This is a genomic window from Pseudomonas nitroreducens (assembly GCF_014204515.1).
In the GTDB taxonomy this organism is placed as follows: domain Bacteria; phylum Pseudomonadota; class Gammaproteobacteria; order Pseudomonadales; family Pseudomonadaceae; genus Pseudomonas; species Pseudomonas nitritireducens_A.
The window spans coordinates 176,911-200,847 of the sequence record NZ_JACHLI010000002.1; the positions used below are offsets into that span (position 1 = coordinate 176,911).

25 protein-coding genes are annotated in these 23,937 nt (G+C 64.8%); 4 read left to right on the top strand and 21 right to left on the bottom strand.

The window, feature by feature from the left end:
• Nucleotides 1–8: 8 nt before the first annotated feature.
• A complete protein-coding gene (locus HNP46_RS03565; protein WP_184586138.1) occupies nt 9–410 on the top strand; it encodes a GFA family protein in 402 nt (133 codons plus the stop codon).
• A 236-nt stretch (nt 411–646) separates the two neighbouring features.
• Here the strand turns inward: HNP46_RS03565 and HNP46_RS03570 are convergent, their stop codons facing one another.
• The 15 genes from HNP46_RS03570 to HNP46_RS03640 form a co-directional block, all read right to left on the bottom strand.
• Nucleotides 647–2,605 carry a DUF4105 domain-containing protein gene (locus tag HNP46_RS03570; RefSeq protein WP_184586139.1) on the bottom strand — a complete coding sequence of 653 codons (1,959 nt, stop codon included), beginning with the start codon at nt 2,603–2,605 and terminating at the stop codon, nt 647–649.
• Nucleotides 2,602–2,937 (bottom strand): DUF2388 domain-containing protein, encoded by a 336-nt coding sequence (locus HNP46_RS03575; RefSeq protein WP_184586140.1) that lies wholly within the window; start codon nt 2,935–2,937, stop codon nt 2,602–2,604. The genes HNP46_RS03570 and HNP46_RS03575 overlap by 4 nt, the downstream gene beginning before the upstream one ends.
• Before the next feature lie 38 nt (nt 2,938–2,975).
• On the bottom strand, nt 2,976–3,269 hold the full coding sequence (locus tag HNP46_RS03580; RefSeq protein ID WP_184586141.1) for a DUF2388 domain-containing protein: 294 nt from the start codon (nt 3,267–3,269) through the stop codon (nt 2,976–2,978).
• A 105-nt stretch (nt 3,270–3,374) separates the two neighbouring features.
• On the bottom strand, nt 3,375–3,695 hold the full coding sequence (locus HNP46_RS03585; RefSeq protein ID WP_184586142.1) for a DUF2388 domain-containing protein: 321 nt from the start codon (nt 3,693–3,695) through the stop codon (nt 3,375–3,377).
• Between the two features lie 92 nt (nt 3,696–3,787).
• Nucleotides 3,788–3,988 (bottom strand): DUF1127 domain-containing protein, encoded by a 201-nt coding sequence (locus HNP46_RS03590; RefSeq protein ID WP_184586143.1) that lies wholly within the window; start codon nt 3,986–3,988, stop codon nt 3,788–3,790.
• Nucleotides 3,989–4,269: 281 nt separating this feature from the next.
• Nucleotides 4,270–4,476 (bottom strand): DUF1127 domain-containing protein, encoded by a 207-nt coding sequence (locus HNP46_RS03595; protein WP_015474893.1) that lies wholly within the window; start codon nt 4,474–4,476, stop codon nt 4,270–4,272.
• A gap of 358 nt (nt 4,477–4,834) precedes the next feature.
• Entirely contained in the window at nt 4,835–6,331 is a 1,497-nt protein-coding gene (locus HNP46_RS03600) for an acetyl-CoA hydrolase/transferase family protein (RefSeq protein ID WP_184586144.1), read from the bottom strand.
• A gap of 201 nt (nt 6,332–6,532) precedes the next feature.
• Nucleotides 6,533–7,969: an NAD(P)(+) transhydrogenase (Re/Si-specific) subunit beta gene (locus HNP46_RS03605; protein WP_184586145.1), complete on the bottom strand. Its 1,437-nt coding sequence runs from the start codon at nt 7,967–7,969 to the stop codon at nt 6,533–6,535.
• A 1-nt stretch (nt 7,970) separates the two neighbouring features.
• On the bottom strand, nt 7,971–8,285 hold the full coding sequence (locus HNP46_RS03610; protein ID WP_015474896.1) for an NAD(P) transhydrogenase subunit alpha: 315 nt from the start codon (nt 8,283–8,285) through the stop codon (nt 7,971–7,973).
• Between the two features lie 61 nt (nt 8,286–8,346).
• Entirely contained in the window at nt 8,347–9,465 is a 1,119-nt protein-coding gene (locus tag HNP46_RS03615) for a Re/Si-specific NAD(P)(+) transhydrogenase subunit alpha (protein ID WP_184586146.1), read from the bottom strand.
• A gap of 629 nt (nt 9,466–10,094) precedes the next feature.
• Complete coding sequence (locus HNP46_RS03620) at nt 10,095–10,730, bottom strand: SCO family protein (protein ID WP_184586147.1); 636 nt, start codon at nt 10,728–10,730, stop codon at nt 10,095–10,097.
• Nucleotides 10,731–10,865: 135 nt separating this feature from the next.
• A complete protein-coding gene (cyoE, locus tag HNP46_RS03625) occupies nt 10,866–11,768 on the bottom strand; it encodes a heme o synthase (protein WP_045213552.1) in 903 nt (300 codons plus the stop codon).
• A gap of 74 nt (nt 11,769–11,842) precedes the next feature.
• On the bottom strand, nt 11,843–12,916 hold the full coding sequence (locus HNP46_RS03630; protein ID WP_184586148.1) for a COX15/CtaA family protein: 1,074 nt from the start codon (nt 12,914–12,916) through the stop codon (nt 11,843–11,845).
• Nucleotides 12,917–12,968: 52 nt separating this feature from the next.
• On the bottom strand, nt 12,969–13,532 hold the full coding sequence (locus HNP46_RS03635) for a hypothetical protein (RefSeq protein WP_184586149.1): 564 nt from the start codon (nt 13,530–13,532) through the stop codon (nt 12,969–12,971).
• Nucleotides 13,510–14,289, bottom strand: coding sequence for an SURF1 family protein (locus tag HNP46_RS03640; protein ID WP_184586150.1), 780 nt, complete (start codon nt 14,287–14,289; stop codon nt 13,510–13,512). Before HNP46_RS03640 ends, HNP46_RS03635 begins: the two co-directional genes overlap by 23 nt.
• A gap of 44 nt (nt 14,290–14,333) precedes the next feature.
• Here HNP46_RS03640 and HNP46_RS03645 point away from each other — a divergent pair, with 44 nt between their 5' ends.
• Nucleotides 14,334–14,543: a twin transmembrane helix small protein gene (locus HNP46_RS03645; protein ID WP_015474903.1), complete on the top strand. Its 210-nt coding sequence runs from the start codon at nt 14,334–14,336 to the stop codon at nt 14,541–14,543.
• Nucleotides 14,544–14,728: 185 nt separating this feature from the next.
• On the opposite strand, the gene HNP46_RS03650 is transcribed toward HNP46_RS03645, so the two are convergent.
• The 4 genes from HNP46_RS03650 to coxB form a co-directional block, all read right to left on the bottom strand.
• Nucleotides 14,729–15,616 carry a cytochrome c oxidase subunit 3 gene (locus HNP46_RS03650; protein ID WP_184586151.1) on the bottom strand — a complete coding sequence of 296 codons (888 nt, stop codon included), beginning with the start codon at nt 15,614–15,616 and terminating at the stop codon, nt 14,729–14,731.
• A gap of 22 nt (nt 15,617–15,638) precedes the next feature.
• Nucleotides 15,639–16,196 carry a cytochrome c oxidase assembly protein gene (locus HNP46_RS03655; protein ID WP_024763721.1) on the bottom strand — a complete coding sequence of 186 codons (558 nt, stop codon included), beginning with the start codon at nt 16,194–16,196 and terminating at the stop codon, nt 15,639–15,641.
• An 83-nt stretch (nt 16,197–16,279) separates the two neighbouring features.
• Nucleotides 16,280–17,875: a cytochrome c oxidase subunit I gene (ctaD, locus tag HNP46_RS03660; RefSeq protein WP_184586152.1), complete on the bottom strand. Its 1,596-nt coding sequence runs from the start codon at nt 17,873–17,875 to the stop codon at nt 16,280–16,282.
• Between the two features lie 10 nt (nt 17,876–17,885).
• Nucleotides 17,886–19,010: a cytochrome c oxidase subunit II gene (gene coxB, locus HNP46_RS03665; protein WP_184586153.1), complete on the bottom strand. Its 1,125-nt coding sequence runs from the start codon at nt 19,008–19,010 to the stop codon at nt 17,886–17,888.
• 417 nt (nt 19,011–19,427) lie between these two features.
• Between coxB and HNP46_RS03670 the strand changes: the two genes are divergently transcribed.
• Nucleotides 19,428–20,072 (top strand): hypothetical protein, encoded by a 645-nt coding sequence (locus HNP46_RS03670; protein ID WP_184586154.1) that lies wholly within the window; start codon nt 19,428–19,430, stop codon nt 20,070–20,072.
• A 3-nt stretch (nt 20,073–20,075) separates the two neighbouring features.
• On the opposite strand, the gene HNP46_RS03675 is transcribed toward HNP46_RS03670, so the two are convergent.
• Nucleotides 20,076–21,611, bottom strand: coding sequence for a SulP family inorganic anion transporter (locus HNP46_RS03675; RefSeq protein WP_184586155.1), 1,536 nt, complete (start codon nt 21,609–21,611; stop codon nt 20,076–20,078).
• A 197-nt stretch (nt 21,612–21,808) separates the two neighbouring features.
• Nucleotides 21,809–22,525, bottom strand: coding sequence for a carbonic anhydrase (locus tag HNP46_RS03680; RefSeq protein WP_184586156.1), 717 nt, complete (start codon nt 22,523–22,525; stop codon nt 21,809–21,811).
• 401 nt (nt 22,526–22,926) lie between these two features.
• Between HNP46_RS03680 and HNP46_RS03685 the strand changes: the two genes are divergently transcribed.
• Entirely contained in the window at nt 22,927–23,937 is a 1,011-nt protein-coding gene (locus HNP46_RS03685) for a hypothetical protein (protein ID WP_184586157.1), read from the top strand.

A 23,937-nucleotide genomic window follows, 5' to 3' on the forward strand; every position in this document is an offset into this window, starting at 1 on the left:
GAGGAGAGATGGACAGAGTACACCGGGGTGGCTGCCACTGCGGCCAGCTGCGCTACGAGTGCGACGCCGAGCTGAAGGACGTCGCCCATTGCCACTGCTCGATCTGCCGACGCACCACTGGCGGCATCGTCACCACCTGGGTCACGGTGCCCAGGGCGAGCTTCCGCTGGACCCACGGCACGCCCGCTGAATACCGGTCGTCACCGCCTTGCGTTCGTTACTTCTGCGCCACTTGCGGCGCGCAGCTGGCGCTGTTCACCGATCAGGCGCCGCAGACGATGGACCTGACGACAGCGACGCTGGATGAGGTCGCCACGGTGCTGCCGGACCGGCACATCTGGGTGAACAGCCGCCTGCCGTGGATTCACCTGGACGAGCATCTGCAAGAGGAGTGGGAAGAGAAGCTCTGAGCCACCGGTGAGCGTTGGTTCGCGGCTCAATCCTTGGAGCGGGCAGAGGCGAAGTAACCCAAGCGCTCATGCTCTTCGTAGGAGCGGATTTATCCGCGATGGCAACCGGCGCGATGCGGGCTGATCGCGGACAGAGTCCGCTCCTACGGTGCCCACCTATCCCGCAAATGCTCGCCCAAGGCACCGTAGGAGCGGATTCATCCGCGATTGGCTGCCGGCTGCGCAGGCGTTCACGCTCAGGGCAGCTCCAGCCCGCCCGAGGCCTTGTGCAGTTCGCGCAGGTGCGCGCCGATCTGCTTGGTGTTGGCTTCCAGTGCGGCCAGCTCGTCGCGGCGCTCGGGAGTGAGCAGGGCGCGCACCTCGCGATCGAGGTTGTCGCTGAGCTGGCGCAGGCGCTGCTGGCGTTGCTGCGTCTGTTTCTCCAGGGTCGCCGTTTCCGGCGCCTGGGGCAGGCCGTAGCCGCCGTCGAGCAGTTCCGCTGGGCGACTGAGGAAGCCGCTGTCGTCGAGGATCTGCTGCAGCGTCTTGCCGGCGGCGGCAAGGTCGGGCTTGGCCTGCATCGCCTCGCGGTTGCCCAGGTACTGCTGCTTGAGATCGTCCTGGGCGAGCAGCAGCTGGCGGCGCAGCGAGGCCTGCTCCAGCAGCAGAAGGGCGGCGCTGGCGCGCAGGTCGGCCTTGTCGAACCACTGGCGACGCTCCACGGCGGGCAGCGCAAGCCAGTCCTCCACCTTGTCCTGCGGGACGTTCATGCGCTTCTTCAGCACGTCGAACATCGCCTGGTAGCGGTCGCGGAAGGAGTCGAAGCGGTAGCCCAGGCGCAGGGCTTCCTTGGGGTTGTCGAGGACACTGGCGTCGGCGATGCCCTTGTTCTCCAGCAGGCCTAGGACGCCGTAGGGAGTGATGCTGTCCGCCGTCTGCAGGCTCTGCCGCTGGATACCGCTGCGCAGCAGCTTGAGCGTCTCCACCGCGCAGTTGTTGGACAGGAAGTAGTAGTTGCCGTCGTAGCTCCAGTGGCTCTGCGCCGAGCGCTCCACCAGGCTGGCGACTTCATCGCGGCTCAGCTTGAGCGGAATCGAAGCGAGGCTGCGCAGCTCGATCTTGGTGTACTCCTCGATCACCTGGGACAGCGGCAGCACGAACAGGCGCGACGGGTAGGCGCCGGTCAGGCCGTCCCAGCTGGACAGCTGCAGGTCGCCGACGAAGGCGCGGTAGGACAGCACCAGGTGCTGGTCCAGGTCCAGGCGGCAGTCCGGGCCGCGCGGGCGCCCCGGCGCGCAGACCACCAGGCGCAGCATGGTGTGGCCCCAGCGGCTGGCGATCTCGGTGTTGGCCTCGGCGATCAGGTAGTCGACTTCGTAGACCCGCTCCGGGTCGAGGTAGCCCAGCGGCTGGCGGCCGAAATCGCGGCCGGCGTTGAGGTAGGCGTACTGCGTCGAACAGGCGTCGTGCGGGCGCTCGCCGAAGCGTTCGGCGTAATAGCGGTACAGCGCCGGCCGACGGCAGGCGAAGCTGCGGTCGAGGAGGAAGTACTCCATGTTCACCGCGACGTATTCGCGCGGGTTGGTCAGCTCGTAGCGGTCCGGGCTGCGCAGCAGGAAGCGGTTGTGCTGTTCGCGCTCGCCATGCTTGCCGGCGTATTGCGGCCAGCCGGCCAGGTCGAGCAGCCGCGGGTCGTCGGAGAGGGTGAAGCGGCGGCCGTTCTGGCCGCGGCATTCAGCCGGCGCGCCGACGCGGCCCAGGCTCTTGTCGCGCAGCGTGCAGCGGCGGATCACCTGACCTTCGTCGGTTTCCCAGAGGCGCGCGCGGTCGTAGAGATGGGTGAGCTCGTGGAGCAGGGTGGCCAGCAGTTCGCGGCGCAGGGTGCCATGGGTGCGGCCGGTCTGTTCGGTGGCGGCGCTGCCGTCGGTGAGCGGGCCGAGATAGCGGGTGTTCAGGGCGATGGCGCCGGGGCGCAGGGTGCGGCCCATGCCATTGCTGGGCAGGTCGTCGCGCCATTGCACCTCGACGCGGCGGTCCAGGCGCTCGACGAAGCGCGGCGGCAGGGTCTGCAGGGCTTCGTCGAGGAGCTGCTGGCTGGCCTGGCGCTGGGCGGCGTTCAGGCCATCGTCGGCCAGTTCCAGGCGCAGCGCGGCCTGGCTGCTGGCGGCGACGGTCAGTGCCAGGGCCGCCAGCCAGCGGCCAGCCCGGAGCTTCACAGCGCGAGGATGGCTTCGGCCAGGTCCTGGTCGGAGGCTTCACGCGCCTGCGGCACCTGCTCGCGCAGCACCTTGAACGCCGCTTCCAGCTGGGCGCCACGGATCGCGCCGTCACTGCCGACGTAGCTGGCGGCGTCGTCGCGGGCTTCGCGGACGACCTTCATGTCACGCACCGAGGTGGTGGTGTCGGAGGTGAAGTCGATGCTGCGGGCGAAGGCGTTGGTGGTGATGTTGAACACGCGGACCACCGAGTGGGCCTGGGCGCCGGACGCGCAGGCTGCAAGCAGCAGGCCGAGGATCAGGGGGCTCTTGGAAAGCGAGCTGAGGCGCATGGATGTCTCCGAAAGGGCAGCGGGAGCTGCACACAACTTTATTTGGCAAGAATTGCTTCGGCCAGTTCCCGATCGTTTGCCGCCAGTGCCGGGTCGTTCTGCCGCAGCCAGTGCAGTGCCGCTTCCAGGCGCGCGCCCCTTGCAGCGCCATCCGTGGCGACGAACTGGGCCGCATCGTCGCGTGCGCCGCGCAGCAGCTTGTTGTCGAATGGCGCACTGGTCACTTGGCTGGTGGCATAGCTGGTCATGACCGGGAACTGGGTCGTCTGGTCGAAAGCCTGGGCAGGCAGGGAACAGGTCAGTAGCGGCAGCAGGAACAGCAATGTACGCATGGCGGAAAGGATCGAAAAAACTCGGCCGCCAAGGCTAACGGAATGCGCCGGGGAGAGCCAGCGCGGAGCGCCGGGCGAGAGGCCCGGCGCGGCGGGAAGGGCGGATCAGATGGTCAGGATCGCCTGGGCCAGCTGCTGGTCGTTGGCCGCCAGGGTCGGCAGCTTGCTGCGGATGTGGGCGAGGGCGGCTTCCAGGTGCGCGCCGCGGATCTGTCCCTGGCTGGCAACGAAGGAAGCAGCGTCATCGCGGGCTTCGAGGACGATCTTGTCGTCCTTGAACGAGTCGCTGATCTTCGAGGTGCCATCGGACGTGGCGCCGGTGGCGCGCACCGACAGGTCGGTGGTGTAGACGAAACTGGTGGCGAAGGCGCCGGTGGTGCAGCCGATCAGGGCAGCGGCAGCGATCAGGCGAAGGCTGTTCTTCATGGAAGTGGCTCCGGATAAGACCATGCAAGGTGGCCGGGGCGGCCACTCTACCTGGGGTCAGACTAGCCAAGACTGATCGGCGTCACCAGCGTTCAGCGCCAGAAGGGTTTCGAGATTTCGCGCACACGCTCGCTGGGGCTGACGCCGATATCCGCCAGCTGCAGGCTGGACAGTTCGGCGAGTTGGCGGCGGGTGCGGGCATTGCGCAACCATTCGCCGAAGATGCCGGGCAGGCGGCGCAGCAGGGATGCAGGGCGGGGGGTGAAGTGCGAGGAAGACAGTGTGCGTTCCATGGCAGGCCTCCTGAAGACCGAATCGGACGGTCGGTACAGGCTCGCACTCGCGGGCGCGGCGCATCAGGGGCAGCGACGGGATATTGCGGGGGTACAGCGACGGGAAAAACAGAACTGTACCGCCCTCGAATGGGGTGGCTGTTCCAGAAGAAACGAAGCAGAGGGGAATGCAGGGGAAGAGGCTTCGAGTTGCCACGGGCCGCTCCAGATGAGCGGCCTCAGGCAAACTACCAGTACAGTTACGGCGAGCCTGAAGAATGTGGCTCAGTTGTACTGTTGAATCAGCGCCAGAACGGCTTGTTCAGTTCGGCGTAACGCTGGGCTTCGCTGATGCCGGCGTCGGCCAGCAGGCGGGAGTCCAGGCGGGCCAGCTGACGGCGGCTTTCCATGCGGCGCTGCCACAGGCGGACGGTGCCGACGAGGCCACGGTGGGCGCTGGAGGTGCTACGGGTGGTGCTCAGAGCTGCGGAACCGAGGGTACGTTCCATGGTGGTCATCCTTCTCGCTTGTGGCGAGTAGTCAAGTTGCTGAATGGATTGAGCATATGATCTGACTTTTTAGTCAGGGATGACAGGTACAGTTGCACTGTATTGCAGCTGCTCAGCCGATTGTAATTTCGAACTGTAATGGTCTTTTTCGGGGCGAACTGTACCGCTGCGCTCCATTCTGGTGCGCAATTGGTGGGCGTCTGAGGTTTTTAGCAGGTGCCGGTCAGGGTAGCGGCGGGGGAAGCTGAACAGTTGGTGCGGGATAAAAATCTGTTCAGGAGTGTTTTTACGTGGTTTTTTTCCGGCTGTAAACCCTGGCGGGCCATTCATTGCTGAATGGCCCGCCAGGCGTCTGCAATCAGCTCGCCGCCAGCATGTGGCCGCGTTCTTCCAGATTGATATGCCACTCCAGGGCCTCGCGCAGGATGTGCGGAGTATGCCCGCCGCGCTCGCAGGCGGCATCGAAGTAACTGTTCAGGGCATCGCGGTAGGATGGGTGCACACAGTTGTCGATGATCACCCGGGCGCGCTCGCGGGGCGCCAGGCCACGCAGGTCGGCCAGGCCGACTTCGGTGACGAGAATGTCGACGTCGTGCTCGGTGTGGTCGACGTGGCTGACCATCGGCACCACGCTGGAGATGTTGCCGCCCTTGGCGATGGACTTGGTGACGAAGATAGCCAGGTGCGCGTTGCGGGCGAAGTCACCCGAGCCGCCGATGCCATTCATCATCTTGGTGCCGCCCACATGGGTGGAGTTGACGTTGCCGTAGATGTCGAACTCCAGCGCGGTGTTGATGCCGATGATGCCTAGGCGACGTACCACTTCAGGATGGTTGGAGATCTCCTGCGGACGCAGCACCAGCTTGTCCTTGTAACGCTCCAGGTTGCCGAACACATCGGCGTTGCGCCGCGCCGAGAGGGTGATGGAGCTGCCCGAGGCGAAGCGCAGCTTGCCGGCGTCGATCAGGTCGAAGGTCGAGTCCTGGAGTACTTCGGAGTACATGGTCAGGTTCTCGAAGGGCGATTCGATCAGGCCACACATCACCGCGTTGGCAATGCTGCCGATGCCGGCCTGCAGCGGGCCGAGGCTGTTGCTCATGCGGCCGGCGTCCACCTCACGCTTGAAGAAGTCGATCAGGTGGTTGGCGATGCCCTGGGTTTCGTCGTCCGGCGGCAGCACGGTGGATGGCGAATCCGGCTGGTCGTTGACGACGATGGCGACGATCTTTTCCGCCGGGATCGGGATGGCGGTGCTGCCGATGCGGTCATCGACCTTGGTCAGCGGAATAGGCGTGCGGGTCGGGCGGTAAGTCGGGATATAGATGTCGTGCAGGCCTTCCAGGTTGGGGTTGTGCGCGACGTTGATCTCAACGATCACCTGCTTGGCGAAGATCGCGAAGCTGGCCGAGTTGCCCACCGAAGTGGTCGGCACGATGTGGCCTTCCTCGGTAATGGCGACGGCTTCGATGACGGCGATGTCCGGCAGCTTGAGCTGGTGGTTGCGCAGCTGCTCGACGGTCTCGGAGAGGTGCTGGTCGATGAACATGACCTCACCGGCGTTGATCGCCTTGCGCAGGGTGCTGTCGACCTGGAAGGGCATGCGGCGGGCCAGCACGCCGGCTTCAGTGAGCTGCTTGTCGAGGTCGTTGCCCAGGCTGGCGCCGGTCATCAGGCTGATGCGCAGCGGCTCCTGCTTGGCGCGTTCGGCGAGGGCCTTGGGTACGGCCTTGGCTTCGCCGGCGCGGGTGAAACCGCTCATGCCAACGGTCATGCCGTCCTGGATAAGGGCCGCGGCCTGGTCGGCAGTCATCACCTTGTCCAACAGGGAGGACATACGCACGCGATCACGGAACATGGGGAAACCTCGGGGCAGTAGGAAGTGCGAGGCGGCCAGTCTAGGGACTCGGCGATTTTTGGCTGTTATACCAAGGTCGAAAAATCGCCCGGCCGGGGGCCTTCCTACTACCAATGTCGAGCGTTCTCCTGGATGGAGAGCCCGGTTGCCCGAAAGCAAGACACCGGCGCGAGGCCGGTGTCTTGTGGATCGACGGTCGTCTTATTCGACGGCCTTGACCATGTCTTCGATGACTTTCTTGGCGTCGCCGAAGACCATCATGGTCTTGTCCAGGTAGAACAGTTCGTTGTCCAGGCCGGCGTAGCCGCTGGCCATCGAGCGCTTGTTGACGATCACGGTCTTGGCCTTGTACGCCTCGAGGATCGGCATGCCGGCGATCGGCGACTTCGGATCGTTCTTTGCCGCCGGGTTGACCACGTCGTTGGCGCCCAGCACCAGCACCACGTCGGTCTGGCCGAACTCGGAGTTGATGTCTTCCATCTCGAACACCTGCTCGTAAGGCACTTCGGCCTCGGCCAGCAGGACGTTCATGTGGCCCGGCATGCGGCCGGCAACCGGGTGGATGGCGAACTTCACGTTGACGCCGCGATGGGTCAGCTTCTCTGCCAGTTCCATCAGCGCGTGCTGGGCACGGGCCACCGCCAGGCCGTAGCCGGGGACGATGATCACGCTGTCGGCGTTGGTCAGCAGGAAGGAGGCGTCGTCGGCCGAACCGGATTTCACCGGGCGGGCTTCTTTCGCACCTGCCGGGCCACCAGCGTCCGCTTCGGCGCCGAAGCCACCGAGGATGACGTTGAAGAACGAGCGGTTCATCGCCTTGCACATGATGTAGGAGAGAATCGCGCCCGAGGAGCCCACCAGGGAGCCGGCGATGATCAGCATCGAGTTGTTCAGCGAGAAGCCGATACCTGCCGCGGCCCAGCCGGAGTAGGAGTTCAGCATCGATACCACGACCGGCATGTCCGCGCCGCCGATCGGGATGATGATCAGCACGCCGAGGATGAAGGCCAGGGCCAGCATCACCACGAAGGCAGTCAGGTTGCCGGTGAACATGAACAGCAGGCCCAGACCGAGAGTGGTCAGGCCCAGCACCAGGTTGAGCATGTGCTGGCCGGTGAACTGCACCGGAGCGCCCTGGAACAGGCGGAACTTGTACTTGCCCGACAGCTTGCCGAAGGCGATCACCGAACCGGAGAAGGTGATGGCACCGATGGCTGCGCCGAGGAACAGCTCCAGGCGGTTGCCGGCCGGGATGGTGTCGCCCAGGTTCTGCACGATGCCCAGCGACTGCGGCTCGACCACGGCGGCGATGGCGATGAACACGGCGGCCAGGCCGATCATGCTGTGCATGAAGGCGACCAGTTCCGGCATCTTGGTCATCTCGACGCGCTTGGCCATGATCGAACCGGCGGTGCCGCCGATCAGCAGGCCGACGATCACGTAGACGATGCCGGTGGTGGCGATTTCGGTGCTGATCTTGAACACCAGGGCCACGGTGGTCAGCACCGCGATGCCCATGCCGATCATGCCGAACAGGTTGCCGCGGCGCGACGTGGTCGGGTGCGACAGGCCTTTGAGGGCCTGGATGAAGCAGATCGAGGCGATGAGGTAGAGGAGGGTGACGAGGTTCATGCTCATGTCAGTGCTTCTCCGCCTTCGGCGCTTTCTTCTTGAACATTTCCAGCATGCGCCGGGTGACCAGGAAGCCACCGAACACATTCACGGCCGCCAGGGCCACGGCCAGGGTGCCCATGGCCTTGCCCAGCGGGGTGACGGTCAGGGCGGCGGCCAGCATGGCGCCGACGATCACGATCGCCGAGATGGCGTTGGTCACTGCCATCAGCGGGGTGTGCAGGGCAGGGGTGACGTTCCAGACCACGTGGTAGCCGACGTAGATCGCCAGCACGAAGATGATCAGGTTGTAGATGCCGTGGGAGATCAGCATGTCTTCCATAGTTTCTCACCGGTCTTCAGGGCCGGACGCGGGGTCCGGCGCGTTCTTATATAAGAAGGGCTCAGCCGTTCTTGCGCACGATCTGGCCGTCACGGCACATCAGGCACGCAGCGACGATGTCGTCTTCCAGGTTCACCGTGAAGCCTTCGGCGGTCAGGGTGAGCTTGAGGAAGTCGAGCAGGTTGCGTGCATAGAGTGCGGAGGCGTCCGCCGGCACCAGCGCGGCCAGATTGCTCAGGCCGACGATGGTCACGCCGTGCTTGACCACCACCTGGTCGGCTTCGGTCAACGGACAGTTGCCACCCTGGGATGCCGCGAGGTCGATGACCACCGAGCCCGGCTTCATTTCGGCGACGGTCGCCTCATGCAGCAGGGTCGGCGCCTTGCGGCCCGGAATCAGTGCGGTGGTGATGACGATGTCCGACTGCTTGGCGCGCTCGTGCACGGCCTTGGCCTGGCGCTCCATCCACGAGGCCGGCATCGGGCGGGCGTAACCGCCAACGCCTTCGGCGCACTCGCGCTCCTCGTCGGTCTCGTAGGGCACGTCGACGAACTTGGCGCCCAGCGACTCGATCTGCTCCTTCACTGCCGGGCGTACGTCCGACGCCTCGATCACCGCACCCAGGCGCTTGGCCGTGGCGATGGCCTGCAGGCCGGCGACGCCAGCGCCAAGGATCAGCACGCGGGCGGCCTTAACGGTGCCGGCGGCGGTCATCAGCATGGGCATGAAGCGCGGGTAGTGGTGGGCGGCGAGCAGCACGGCCTTGTAGCCGGCGATGTTGGCCTGGGAGGAGAGCACGTCCAGGCTCTGCGCACGGGAAGTACGCGGCGCGGCCTCGAGGGCGAAGGCGGTGATGCCGCGTTCGGCCATGCGGGCGATGTTCTCGTTGTTGAACGGGTTGAGCATGCCGATCAGCACGGTGCCCGGCTTCATCTGCGCCAGCTCGCTTTCGCTGGGCGCGACAACCTTCAGCACAAGCTCCGAACCGTAGGCATCGGCAGCACTGCCGATCTTTGCGCCAACGGCTTCATAGGCGGCATCCGGCTGGCTGGCGCTGAGGCCCGCACCGCTCTGGATGACCACCTGATGGCCTTGCCCGATCAGTTTCTTGACCGTCTCCGGCGTTGCTGCGACCCGCGTCTCACCGCCTTGGGTCTCGAGGGGTACACCGATCTGCACTCGCAAATCTCCTGCGTGATCCTGGGATTGTCCGGGCTACTACGTTGGCGACCCGGGTTTTGAACTGGCAACGGTCTGTTTTTTGTTTTAAGAGCTTGTCGTATGACCGGGTTGTGACCCGGCGGCCGCGGCATTGTGCAATCGAACCTGGAGGGCATCAAGAAGTTCTGGAGTGGCACCAAGCGATAACTACAAGTCACGTTTGGACCCGTAGTTTTCCGGTCGCCACCGAGGCCGCGTGGACCCTGGCGTTTAGCCTAATTGCCTATTGTGACCGGACGGAAATGTCATCCTCGCCGTGAATGACCACCCATCAGAGGCTCCCCATGCCCACCGAAAGGCCCGGTAATCCTGCAACAGGCTCAGGCATAGGTGTTAATTAATGTTTCTAATATGGAGTATGAGTCATTCCTGATGCCTGGATTTCTGTAGCAGATTTTTTACATTGACTACGGGGTCAGGAAAATTGATCTGAGGCATCAAGACCGCGTGTTACACCGGCTCAGGACCTTGAGAAGAGGTTTAGCAGAATCTGCGGATTTATCCGCAGAAGGTAGGAATGGCGCAGAAAAAACAACGGCCACCGCTATCGGGTGGCCGCTGGGGGTGAGACAGGGTGTCGCGGGGGATCAGTTGCCGACGCTGACCACGCTGGGCAACTGGGCGACCAGCTTGTCGTTGTGCAGCGGGGCGCGGACGAAGCCGTGCTGGGTGCCGTCCGGTCCGATCAGCACCAGGTTGCCGCTGTGATCCACGGTGTAGTTGGGCTTGCTGGTGTCCGCCGGGATGTAGGGGATGCTCATGGCATTGGCCAGCTTCTGCACGCTTTCTTCCGAGCCGGTGATGCCCTTGAAGCCGGCATTGAAGAAGCCGAGGTATTCCTTGAGGCGTGGCGCGGTATCGCGGTGCGGGTCGACGCTGACGAACACCACCTGCAGGTTCTTCGCTACTTCCGGCGGCAGCTTGGTCTGCAACTCGCGCAACTGCGCCAGGGTGGTGGGGCAGACGTCCGGGCAGAAGGTGTAGCCGAAGAACAGCAGGGACCACTTGTCCTTCAGGCTGGCGGTCTGGAACGGTTGGCCGTCCTGGTCGGTGAAGCTGAGGTCGGGGACGCTGCGGGTCTGCGGCAGGATCACGATGCCGGCGTCGAGCAGCACGGTCGGATCGAGCTGGTGGCGCTGGTTGAGCACCTTCTGGACGGTGAGGCCGAGGATCAGGGCGACGATGGCGACGAGGATGATGACGGTCTTGTTGACTCGGGACATGGGGTTCTCGTGGGTCGGGACGTCTGGGCTTTGGCTGCCGTTCATCTCCCATGGGTGGCATGGGGCGGCGATGTTCGCGAGCAAGCTCGCTCCTGCAGGGGCGAACTATGCAGGAGCGAGCTTGCCCGCGAACCCTCAGTAGTTCAGGTGCAGCGGCAGGTAGTGGTCCACCAGCAGCGCGATGAACAGCAGGAACAGGTAGGCGATAGAGTACTTGAAGGTCTTGATCGCCGCATGGGGTCGGCTGCCGCAGTAGAGCGCCCAGGCCCAGTCGAGGAAGCGCGCGCCCAGGGCCAGGGCGGCAAACAGGTAGACCAGCCCGGCCATGTGGATGGCGAAGGGCATCAGCGTCACGGCGAACAGCACCAGGGTGTAGAGCAGGATGTGCAGCTTGGTGTAGTGCTCGCCGTGGGTCACCGGCAGCATCGGGATGTCGGCCTTGGCGTATTCATCCTTGCGGTGCAGGCACAGCGCCCAGAAGTGCGGCGGGGTCCAGGCGAAGATGATCAGCACCAGCAGCAGCGGTTCGGCGGAGACCTGCCCGGTCACCGCGACCCAGCCCAGCAGCGGCGGGGCGGCGCCGGCGAGGCCGCCGATGACGATGTTCTGCGGCGTGGCGCGCTTGAGGAAGCCGGTGTAGAGCGCCGCGTAACCCAGCAGCGAAGCCAGGGTCAGCCAGGCCGTCAGCTCATTGGTGAACACCAGCAGCACCGCCATGCCGGCCACCGACAGCAGCATGGCGAAGCCCAGCGCGATGGGTGGCGAGACGCGTCCTTCGGCCAGCGGGCGCTTGTGGGTGCGCGCCATGATCGAGTCGATGCGCCGGTCCACCACATGGTTCACCGCCGCCGCGCCGCCGGCGCACAGGCCGATGCCGAGGTTGCCGAACACCAGCACCTGCCAGGGCACGCCGGCCTTGGTGGCGAGCAGCATGCCGATCAGCGAGGTGATCAGCATGAGCAGGACCACCTTGGGTTTGGTCAGTTCGAGCAGGTCGCGCCAGCTGGCTTGGCTGGAAGTGCTGATGACGCTGGCCATGGGCATTTCTCCTGACTTCTTGAATGGGATACCGGCGCGCCTTGGCGCCGGCCATCGTGCTCAACCGTGCAATGTCACCCCTGCGAGGGGTAAGCCACCGGACGCTCCATCGCGTTCAGGGCCATCGCGCTGCTGGCGGGCAGCTCGACGCGCTTCGCTGCGGGTGCGCGCACCCGATAGTTCACCAGCACCAGCATCAGCAGCAGGAAGGCGCCGCCGCCGTTGTGCGCCACCGCCACCGGCAGTGGCAGGTGCAGCAGCACGTTGCTGATGCCCAGGCCGATCTGCAAGGACAACCCCAGCAGCATTAGTGCGGTGATGCCGATGAGGCCGTGGCGCTGGAGGTTCCAGGCCAGCAGCAGGATCACCGCGGTCACGCACAGCGCGCCCATGCGGTGGGTCATGTGGATGGCGGTGCGGGCGTCGCTGTCGAGCTGGCCGCCCAGGTAGTTCGGGCCGATGTGCTGGGTAAGGTGGAAGCCGTTGGCGAAGTCCATGTTCGGCCACCATTCGCCGTGGCACATCGGCAGATCGATGCAGGCCACTGCCGCGTAGTTGCTACTGACCCAGCCGCCGAGGGCGATCTGCCCGATCACCATCAGCAGGGCCAGCGCCGCCAGCGCGCGCAGTTTCGATGGCAATTGCAGCGGGGCGAAGGCGCCGGACAGGCGCAGGCTGAGTAGGAACAGCAGCGACAATGTGGTGAAGCCGCCGAGCAAATGCGCGGTGACTACCTGCGGCCAGAGCTTGAGGGTGACCGTCCACATGCCGAACGCCGCCTGGGCGATCACCACTGCGAGCAGCACCAGCGGCAGGCGCACTGGCTGACCATCGCGGCCGCGACGCACCAGGGCATGGACCGCCAGGCCGAGGATCAGCAGGCCGAGGCTGCCGGCGAAGTAGCGGTGGATCATCTCGTTCCAGCCCTTCTGCGCCTCCACCGGCGAGTCGGGGAAGTGCATTTCGGCGTGGGCCAGTTGCGCCTCGTTCAGCGGTACGTGGACGAAGCCGTAGCAGCCGGGCCAGTCCGGGCAGCCGAGGCCAGCGTGGGTCAGGCGGGTGTAAGCGCCCAGCAGGATGACCACGAAGGCCAGCGCCGTGGCCAGCACGGCGAGGTAGAAGGCGGGTTTGCGTCTTGCCTGGATCATGCGTCGCTCCCGATCTTGTTGTTGTCGTGGGGCTGGCGATGTCTCGACCGGCTTAACCGATGTTCGAAAGCTTCAGCAGCAGCTGCAGGTCCTTGAGGATCGACTTGCCGTTGGCCTTGGCGTCGTAGCGCAGCACCAGGTTGCCGTGGGGGTCGACGATCCACAGTTGCGGCTGCGCGCCGGTGTGCTGGTTGGGTGTCAGGCCCAGGCGCTGCAGGCGCGGGTAGTCCTTGTCGAGCAGGCCGGTGAACTCGGCCGGCAGCGGCCTGGCGAAGGCCAGGGCGTGTTCCGCGCGGCTGGCTTCGCGGCCCAGGCCGATGTTGATCTGGCGGGCCAGGTAGACCAGCTGCTGGCAATCGCTGGTGCAGGTTTCCGGCGCAGTCACCAGCAGTTGCCACTGGTCGCTGGCCTTGTCGTCCTGCACGCCGAGGTCGGCTGGGGTCTGTCCGGTGGCGATCAGGTCGCCGTGGTAGCTGCGGCCCTCCGGCACCCAGAATTGCAGCTTGTACATGGCAGTGGCGAGCAGCATCGGCCCCAGCACAAAGCCGAGGATCAGCAGCAGTTGCACACGGCCACGGCGGCGGGCCGAAGGGTCATTCAGGGTCATGGCGGTCATGGTCGAAGGTCTCCCGTGCGCGACGGATGCCGAGGTAGAGGTAGAGGACGAACAGGGCGATGGCCAGGGCGAACCACTGCACGGCGTAGCCGACGTGGCGCTCCGGCGGCATGGCGACGATCGGCCAGTCGGTGTCGAAGGCGGCGTCGCCCGGCTCCAGGCGGATTTCCAGCGGGCTGCCTTCGCGGCCGAGCTGGTCCCACAGGAATGGGGCGTCCACCTGGGTGATCAGGCGTGGCCAGCTGGCGAGCGGGGCGCTCTGGCCGGCAGCCGAAGGGACGTAGGTCCAGGCGTCCAGCAGCAGGTCATGGCTGGGCGTATCGATCTTTGGCGGTACGCGGCGGTCCGGCCAGGGCACCCAGCCGCGGTTGACCAGCAGCCACTGATGACCGATGCGGTCGAAGAAGGGCTGCAGCACCTCGACGCCGGCCTGGCCGTTGCGGGTGCGGTTGTCGAGCAGGGCGGTGTGTTCGGCGTCGAGCTGGCCTTGCAGGCGCACGCGGACATAGCTGCGCGGCGGCAGGCGTTCGAGCTCGGCAATGCTGATCGGGTCCTGCTGGCGCTGCACTTCGGCGGCGGCGAGGAGGGTGCGTTTTTCCGCAGCGCGGGAGAGTTGCCAGAAGCCCAGGCCGATCAGTACCGGCAGCAGTGCGAGGACCACCAGGGTTGGCGCGAGGCCGGGCCGGAAGGCGCGCGTGACGCGGCTTCCCTTGGCGGGATCGGTCCGGTGCTCAGATGCGTGCTGGCTATACTGCAAGACATTCCCCTCAACCCCAGTCCCCTGCGGACAGGAGGCCGGTAGTGCTCAAAGCTGCGATCGTTCTGTTGTTGCTGGCGACCGTCGTCAGTCTGTTCAGTGGCCTGTTCTTTCTGGTCAAGGACGAGGGCCATGGTTCGCGGGTGGTCAACGCGCTGACCGTGCGCGTCACCCTCACCGCCCTGACCGTCGCGCTCATCGCCTGGGGTTTCTTCAGCGGCCAACTCGGCAGCTCCGCACCCTGGCATTTCTGATCCCGTTTTGTTCTTCGTAGGAGCGAGGGGGACGCCTAGTTCTTGCTCGCGAACGCTTTTCCCTAATGCCTCTTGTTCTTCGTAGGAGCGAGGGGGACGCCTAGTTCTTGCTCGCGAACGCTTTTCCCTAATGCCTCAGTGTTGGGCAGTTCGCGAGCAAGCTCGCTCCTACAGGGTGTGCGCCCTCACAGCACGTAAACGAAGATGAACAACCCGATCCACACCACGTCGACGAAGTGCCAGTACCAGCTGGCCGCCTCGAAGCCGAAGTGTTTGTCGGCGTCGAAGTGCCCGCGGATGATGCGGATCAGCATGATGCTCAGCATGATCGCGCCGATGGTCACGTGGGCGCCGTGGAAGCCGGTGAGCATGAAGAAGGTCGCGCCGTAGATGCCCGAGCCCAGGGTCAGGCCCAGCTCGCTATAGGCCTCGTGGTACTCGTAGGCCTGCAGCACGATGAAGCAGGCACCCAGCGCCACGGTCGCCGCCAGCCACATCTTCAGCGGGCCGCGATGGTTCTTCTTCAACGCGTGGTGGGCGAAGGTCACGGTGAAGCTGGAGGTGACCAGCAGCAGGGTGTTGATCAGCGGCAGCTTCCACGGATCGATCACTTCCCTGGGCGGCGGGAACAGCTTGTTGTCCGGGTTGTTCAGTTGCGGCCAGCCGGCTTCGAACTGTGGCCAGAGCATGTGCGAGATGCCGTGGTGGCCTTCGCCGCCCAGCCACGGGTTGACGAAGTGGCGCACGTAGAACAGCGCGCCGAAGAAGGCGGCGAAGAACATCACCTCGGAGAAGATGAACCAGCTCATGCCCCAGCGGAACGAACGGTCCATCTGCGGGCTGTAGAGCCCACCGCGGCTTTCCTTGATGACGTTGCCGAACCAGCCGAACAGCATGTACGCCAGGATCAGCCCGCCGGCGAAGAAGATCCATGGGCCGTGGGAGTGCTCCTTGCCGGCGCTCATGTCATTCATCCAGGTGCCGACGCCGAACATCGTCACCAGCATGCCGATGGTGGCGATGATCGGCCACTTGCTCTGCGCGGGGACGTAATAGGGATCGTGGGTTGCCATCTCTCTTGTTCTCCTTTGCCCTTCAGCGCTCGTTACTGGCCACGGGTGGCTTGCGGGCAGTGATGTCGAACAGCGTGTAAGCAAGCGTCAGGTGACGCACATCCTTGGGCAGGTCGCGGTCGACGATGAAGCGCACCGGCATTTCGATGCGCTCGCCCGGCTGCAGGACCTGCTGGGTGAAGCAGAAGCATTCGGTCTTGTGGAAGTAGGTAGCCGCCACCGACGGTGCGATGCTCGGGATCGCCTGGGCGGTCATCGGCTTGTCGGTGGGGTTGCGGGCGACGAACAGCATCTGGTTCACCGCGCCCGGATGCACCACCAGTTGTTCCGACTCGGGGTGGAATTCCCAGACCATGTCGATGTTGTTGTTGGCGACGAACTGGATCTTCACCTCGCGGGACTGATCGACCACCTGGCCATCGCCCTGGTAGGCGCTGCCGGAGGTCTTGCCGTTGATGCCCAGTGCCTTGCACATGACGTCGTACAGCGGCACCAGGGCGAAGCCGAAGGCGAACATGGCGACCACGGCAATGACCAGCCGGGTCACCAGCTTGCGCGTTTCGATGTTGCCGTCGCTCATCTCGTCGTCCTCGTTTCGCAGGGGCGGGCTCCGTGCTTGGCGGGAGCCGATCGCGGACGGAGTCCGCTCCTACGCAAGACCTGTCACTTCACCTCGGGTGGAGTGCTGAAGGTGTGGTACGGCGCTGGCGAGGGAATGGTCCACTCCAGGCCTTCCGCGCCATCCCACGGCTTGGCCGGTGCCGGCGGGCCGCCGCGGATGCACTTGATGACGATGAACAGGAACAGCAGCTGGGTGGTGCCGAACATGAAGGCGCCGATGGACGAGACCATGTTGAAGTCGGCGAACTGCAGGTTGTAGTCCGGAATCCGCCGTGGCATGCCGGCCAGGCCGACGAAGTGCATCGGGAAGAACGCCATGTTCATGCCGATGAAACTCATCCAGAAGTGCAGCTTGCCCAGGGTCTCGTCGTACATGTGGCCGGTCCACTTCGGCAGCCAGTAGTAGGCCGAGGCGAAGATGCCGAAGATCGCGCCGGGCACCAGCACGTAGTGGAAGTGCGCCACCACGAAGTAGGTGTCCTGGTACTGGAAGTCCGCCGGGGCGATGGCCAGCATCAGACCGGAGAAACCGCCGATGGTGAACAGGATGACGAAGGCCACGGCGAACAGCATCGGCGTCTCGAAGGTCAGCGAGCCCTGCCACATGGTCGACGCCCAGTTGAACACCTTCACCCCGGTGGGCACGGCGATCAGCATGGTCGCGTACATGAAGAACAGCTCGCCCACCAGCGGGATGCCCACCACGAACATGTGGTGCGCCCACACGACGAAGGACAGGAAGGCGATCGAGGCGGTGGCGTAGACCATCGAGGTGTAGCCAAACAGCGGCTTGCGGCTGAAGGCCGGGATGATCGAGCTGACGGCGCCGAACGCCGGCAGGATCATGATGTACACCTCGGGGTGGCCGAAGAACCAGAACACGTGCTGGAACAGCACCGGGTCGCCGCCGCCGGCCGCGCTGAAGAAGCTGGTGCCGAAGTGGATGTCCATCAGCATCATCGTCACGCAACCCGCCAGCACCGGCATCACCGCGATCAGCAGGAACGCTGTGATCAGCCAGGTCCAGACGAACAGCGGCATCTTCATCAGCGTCATGCCCGGGGCGCGCAGGTTGAGGATGGTGGCGATCACGTTGATCGCGCCCATGATCGAACTCATGCCCATCAGGTGGATGGCGAAGATGAAGAAGGTCACGCTGTGCGGCGCGAAGGTGGTGGACAGCGGCGCGTAGAAGGTCCAGCCGAAGTTCGGGCCGCCGCCGGGCATGAACAGGGTGCTCACCAGCAGGCCGAAGGCCGCCGGCAGCAGCCAGAAGCTGAAGTTGTTCATGCGTGGCAGGGCCATGTCCGGCGCGCCGATCATCAGCGGCACCATCCAGTTGGCCAGGCCGACGAAGGCTGGCATCACCGCGCCGAAGACCATCACCAGGCCGTGCATGGTGGTCATCTGGTTGAAGAACGCCGGCTCGACGATCTGCAGGCCCGGTTGGAACAGTTCGGCGCGGATCACCATGGCGAAGGAGCCGCCGAGCAGGAAGGCGCAGAAGCTGAACCACAGGTACAGCGTGCCGATGTCCTTGTGGTTGGTGGTCAGTACCCAGCGCATCAGGCCCTTGGCGGGGCCGTGGTGGTGGTCGCCGGCGTGAGAATGGTCGGGGTGATCGATCACGGTACTCATCGCGGCCTCCTTATTGTTGTTTCTGCTTGTAGGCGACCACGTCCTGCGGGGTCACCATGTCGCCGTCGTTGTTGCCCCAGGCGTTGCGCTCGTAAGTGATCACCGCGGCGATGTCCACTTCCGAGAGCTGCTTGCCGAAGGCCGCCATGGCCGTGCCCGGGACGCCGTTGAACACGGTTTCCAGGTGGTGCTCCTTGGGCCCGGTGACGATCTTCGAACCCTTGAGCGCCGGGAACATCGGCGGCATGCCCTGGCCTTCAGGCTGGTGACAGGCGGCGCAGATGGTGTGGTAGACCTTGTCGCCACGGGCGACCAGTTCTTCCTTCGTCCATTCCTTGCTGGTCAGCTCCTTGAGCTTGACTGCCTCTTCCTTGCGCTCGGCCAGCCACTTGTCGAAGTCGGGCTTGGATTTGACGTCCACCACGATGGGCATGAAGCCGTGGTCCTTGCCGCACAGCTCGGCGCACTGGCCGCGGTAGACGCCGGGCTGGTCGACCTTGGTCCAGGCCTCGTTGACGAAGCCGGGGATGGCATCGCGCTTGACCGCGAAGGCCGGCACCCACCAGGAGTGGATCACGTCGCTGGAGGTGACCAGGAAGCGCACCTTGACCCCGGCCGGCAGTACCAGCGGGTTGTCCACCTCGAGCAGGTAGTGCTCGTCCTTGTCGGCCTTGTTGTGGATCTGGTCCTGGGGCGTGGCGAGGTTGGAGAAGAATTCCACGTCCTGGCCCAGGTACTTGTACTGCCACTTCCACTGGTAGCCGGTGACCTGCACGTCCAGCTCGGGCTCCGAGGTGTCGTACATGTGGATCAGCGTCTTGGTGGCCGGGACGGCCATCACCACCAGGATCAGGAAGGGAATGACGGTCCAGAGGATTTCCACCGTGGTGCTTTCGTGGAAATGCGCGGGCTGCTGCCCGGTGGACCGGCGGTGGACGATCATCGACCAGAACATCGCGCCGAAGACGACGATGCCGATGACCACGCAGATCCAGAAGATCGTCATGTGAAGATCGAAGACGTTACGGCTGACTTCTGTCGCACCGGGGGCCATGTTGACCGTCCAGGCGGCGTTTGCCTGACTGAAAGCCAAGAGCAAAAGGAAGCCCATCCAGACTCGTGGATGTCGCAGCATTCGGGTTCCCCTTATCGTTGTTTTTATCCCGCCGGCATAGCGCCCTGGCCGCGATCCCCATTGCAGAGGGGTCGAGCCTGAACAAGCCAACGGCCAAGGGAGTGACCGCCAAGACAACTTACTTTGACGTCGTACCTCGGCAGCACGCAGGGCAGGCCGGGTCCATCAGGTTTTCGGTGTGTCGAAGCGGAGTATAGCCACGGGTTGCGACATAACAACGCAGAGTAAAAACTCTGTTTGAAAGACCGAAGTGTGATCTCAAAGCCACGATTGGCGCGGGTTTGGAGTACCATGCTGGCCGTCTGATATGCCGCGCCGGCATAACCAGCTCATGAATATGACAATCGCGTCTTAGCTGCGGCCGGGGTGCGGCTAAGGTCTTTCTTCACTTTCCAAACCCGTTGTCTTGGAGCTGTCATGAACACCGCTGCACTGCGTGAGCTGATCCGTACTGCCCATCTGCTCGAGTCCCGTCATGGTCATCTCGCCCGCCTGATCCAGAGCCAGCTGCAAAGTCTGCATCCGAGCATTGCCCTCACCGGCGAAGACCCCAGCGGCACCCTGACGCGCTTCGTCCACGCCTATATCGAGCAGGTTCCCGACTTCCTCGATGCTGCCAATGCCGTGGCCCGCGCTGCCGGCATCGAGGAACGCATCAAGCCGGTGCTCAAGCTCGCCGAGCAGTTCTTCCTCACCCCGCCGGCGCTGCTCGACGGCCACGACGGCCTCGACGCGCTGCTGGACGAGGCCTACCTCGCCCATCGCCTGGTGGAAGAAGTGAACGACCGCTACATCGCCCACTTCAACCAGCCGCTGATCCCGCTGGACACCACGGTGGCCAACCTGGTGGCGCACCAGCTGATCGGCGAGCCGTTCGCCAACCAGCTGGACGAAGCGGTGCACCACGCGGTCAACGGCATGCTCGACGACAGCACCTTCAGCGCCGAGTCCGCCATCAGCTACCGCGCCAGCCTCAATGACCCGCAGGTGGTCATGGCCTGGCAGCAGTGGCCGTGCCTGTCGCGGCAGTTCGGGGTTGAACTGGAGCTGGGCCGCGACTGAGCCTCAGCTCGCGCTCTGCAGTGCGCGGACCCGGCCTTCCACGCGGCGGCGCAAGCCGTTGCCCTCGATGGACAGCCGGCAATCGCTGGCCGCGGCGGTGCGGCCCCAGTCTTCGAGCAACTCCATGCAGGCGTGGTCGATGTAGCTCAGGTGCTGCAGCGGCACGCGCAGGTGCGTGCCCGGCTTCACCGATTGCAGCGCCCGGGCCAGCGCCGGCACCTTGAGAAAGGTCGCCGCGCCGACCAGACGCAGCTCGGCGCCGTTGCCCTCGTCGTCGTAGCGCAGGTTGATCTTCAGTCGCGCGGCCTTGAACACCAGCTTCAGCACAGTCAATGCAAAGCCCAGCAGCACGCCGGTCAGCAGATCGGTGGCGACGATCGCCAGGGCGGTCGCTGCATGGACCAGCATCGGCATGCGCCCGTAGCGGCCGAGGGAGCGCAGCGCTTTGACGTCCACCAGCTTGATCCCGGTGTAGACCAGCACGCCGGCCAGGCTGGCGATGGGGATCTGCCGCAGCAGCCCGCCCAGCAGCACGACGAAGCCCAGTAGCCAGAGCCCGTGGAAGATCGCCGAAGCGCGGCTGCGTGCGCCGGCCTGCACGTTGGCCGAACTGCGCACGATCACCCCGGTCATCGGCAACGCGCCGACCAGCCCGCACAGCATGTTGCCCACGCCCTGGGCGCTCAGCTCGCGGTCCATGTCCGAACGGGGGCCGCTGTGCATGCGGTCCACCGCTGCCGCCGAGAGCAGGGTTTCGGCGCTGGCGATGAAGGCCACTACCACGGCGGCCAGCAACAGCGTCGGATCGAGCAGGGCGGCGAGGTCAGCCGGGCGCACCCAGTCGATGGCGTCGCCGAGGTTCTCCGGCACGCTCACCCGCAGCACCTCCAGGTGCAGCGCCATGCTCGCCAGCGTCGCCAGGCTCACGCCGATCAGCGCGCCGGGCAGCATGCGCAGCCTGCCTGGCTTGAATCGCTCCCACAACGCCATGCAGGCCATGGTGCCCAGCCCGAGCAAAGCCGCATCGAATCCGCTGGTCTCGGACAGCAGGGCCGAGGGGAAGGCCAGCAGGTTATCCAGCCCGGAGGCTTGCGGCTTCAGGTCGAGCATCACATGGACCTGCGACAGCACGATGAGGATGCCGATGCCCGCGAGCATGCCGTAGACCACGGCCGGCGAAGTGACGCGGAACCAGCAGCCCAGGCGCAGCCTGCCTGCCAGCAGTTGCAGGGCGCCGGCCAGCAGCAGGATCGGCCCGAGCATGGCGATGCCGTGGGTGCGCACCAGTTCGAAGACCAGTACCGCGAGGCCTGCTGCCGGGCCGCTGACCTGCAGCGGCGAGCCGGCGAGGAAGCCGACTACCAGGCCGCCGATGATGCCGGTCACCAGCCCCTTGGCCGGCGGCATGCCCGAAGCGATGGCGATGCCCATGCACAGCGGCAGGGCGACGAGAAACACCACCACCGACGCGAGCAGGTCGCGTGGCAGCACTTGGCGTAATTGGGAAAAGCCGGATGCAGCAGAGTGGGATGCCGACATGGCGCTGTTCTCCTTCGTGCATTTTTCGGGCGCGCGAAAGCCCACGACGCCGGTCTCGACCGCATCGACACGCGCAATTCAAGGGGATGGCGAACGCGGTGGCGGCGTACGCCTCAGGCAGGGATCAAGTCAGAAGAGGGGCGCGGCGTTTGTTCTGCTGGGCCGCCGCGCCCCTAGAGCTTGCTGGTATCAGCAGCTTATTGCGGGGAGTAGCGCGGACGCGGGGTGGCGCTGGGCGTCGGACCCTCGCCGTCGAGGGCGCGGAAGCGACCTTCCTGGGCGTCGTAGGCCTTGATGGCGCTGGTCTCGATGTCATACACCCAGCCATGGATGAACAGCTGGCCGGAAGCCAGGCGCGCCGCCACCGACGGGTGGGTCTTCAGGTGGTCCAGCTGGGCCACCACGTTCTCCTCGGTCAGCACGCCCAGGTGCTCGTTGGTGGCGCAGCCGCAGGTCTGGGCGACCACGGTGCGGGCCACTTCGGCATGGCGCAGCCAGACTTTTACCGTCGGCATGCCTTCCAGCGACTGCGGATTCAGCACCGCCTTCATCGCACCGCAGTCGGAGTGGCCGCAGACGATGATGTGCTGCACGCCCAAGGCCATGACCGCGAATTCGATGGCGGTGGATACGCCGCCGTTCATCTGGCCGTAGGGCGGCACCACGTTGCCGACGTTACGGGTGACGAACAGGTCGCCCGGTGAGCTCTGGGTGATCAGCTCGGGGACGATGCGCGAGTCGGCACAGGTGATGAACATGGCGCGCGGGTTCTGCGCATGGGCCAGCTTCTTGAACAGTTCTTCCTGCTGCGGGAAGACCTCATGACGGAACTGGCGGAAGCCTTCGACGATATGGCGAAGCGCCTCGTCAGCCGTTTCGTGGGCGTGATCCTCACCGTGCGTTTTATCGTTCATGTATCAGCCTCGAAGAATGACGAAGAATTTTCCCACGTCAGCCGACGCTCTCCCTGGGGAGAAAAGGCACAGCCGCAGGAAAAAATCTGGCGTGACCGGTTGGTCACTTTGTGCTCAAACCCTAGAGGAAGAAGATTAAACCAAAATTAAAAAACCGCTCTGGAATGAGCTTTTGCATGATGTTTCGCCGATATTCCGCGATGATATCGGCAAGCTATCATGGCGATGAAATGTCACAGTGCCAGTGTGAAGTCGCCGATATTCTGCTTAAAGGCAATATGACATTATTCGCTGTGACTTCTGTCAGACCCGGACCACCGGGCCTGACGCTTGGTCAGGATGACGAGCGGGGCGCACGATGCCGGACCCTTCCCCCTTTTTCCAAGAACAAGGATGTGACCATGCAGGATATCTACCGGATGGCCGGCAACGCGGCCGCGAGCGCAGTGCAGACGGTCAGCGGCGGCGAGCTGCTGATGCCGATGTTCCACTGCCTGGAGCCGGGTGGCGGGCTGAAGATGGTGGTGCTGATGGCGGACACCGGCGAGGAGGCCATGCAGGCCGGTCAGCGCATGTACCAGGAGAACACCCAGCAGGCGCTGGGCGCGGTGTGGATCGTCGACGGCTTCGTGACCCACAAGGAAGTCGGTAAGGTCGATGCGCTGATTCTGAACGTGATTTCCTACGCCGAACCGCGTCGCGAGATGCAGCTGGCGGTTCCCTACCGCCATGCCCACAGCCATGAAGGCTTTGCCGTGTTCAAGCCCAAGCTGCTGGGCGTCACCGGCATCGCCCAGGACGAGCTGCAGCCGCTGATCGACGCCTTCTACGAAGGCCGCGACGGCAATGCCGAGGGCGTTGCCATCTGGAAGGAGCACCAGCAGGACCAGATCACCGGCATGACCGGCTTCGCCGGTTTCTCCAGCGACGACTGGAAGCACCTGCGCGAAGCGCCTGTGGCGGTCTTCTGCATGGTCGCCAGCGCCGACGGTGAGATCGATGCCAAGGAGGCCGCCGCCTTCGGCAAGCTGTTCAAGGAGTCCGGCAAGTACCCCAGTGTGCTGATGCAGCGCGTGATGACTGAACTCAGCCCCGATACGCCCAGTGGCCGCGCGGTGCTGATGGACTTCCTGCAGCGCTTCATCGACCCCGAGTTCAACCGCCTGCAGTACTTCGTCGACGTCAACCGCCTGCTCGGCCAGCAGGCCAGCGACACCGACGCGGCAGCCTTCAAGGCCGACCTGCTGGCTCTGGGCAAGGCCGTGGCGGAGTCCTCCGGTGGCGGCTTCCTCGGCTTCGGCAGCAAGGTCAGCAAGGAGGAGAAGAACGCCCTGGTCGTCCTCGATAAGCTGCTCAATTCGCCGTTGCAGCTTGCCCAGATGATGGCGGACCTGGTGGCTCCGGACCGCTGA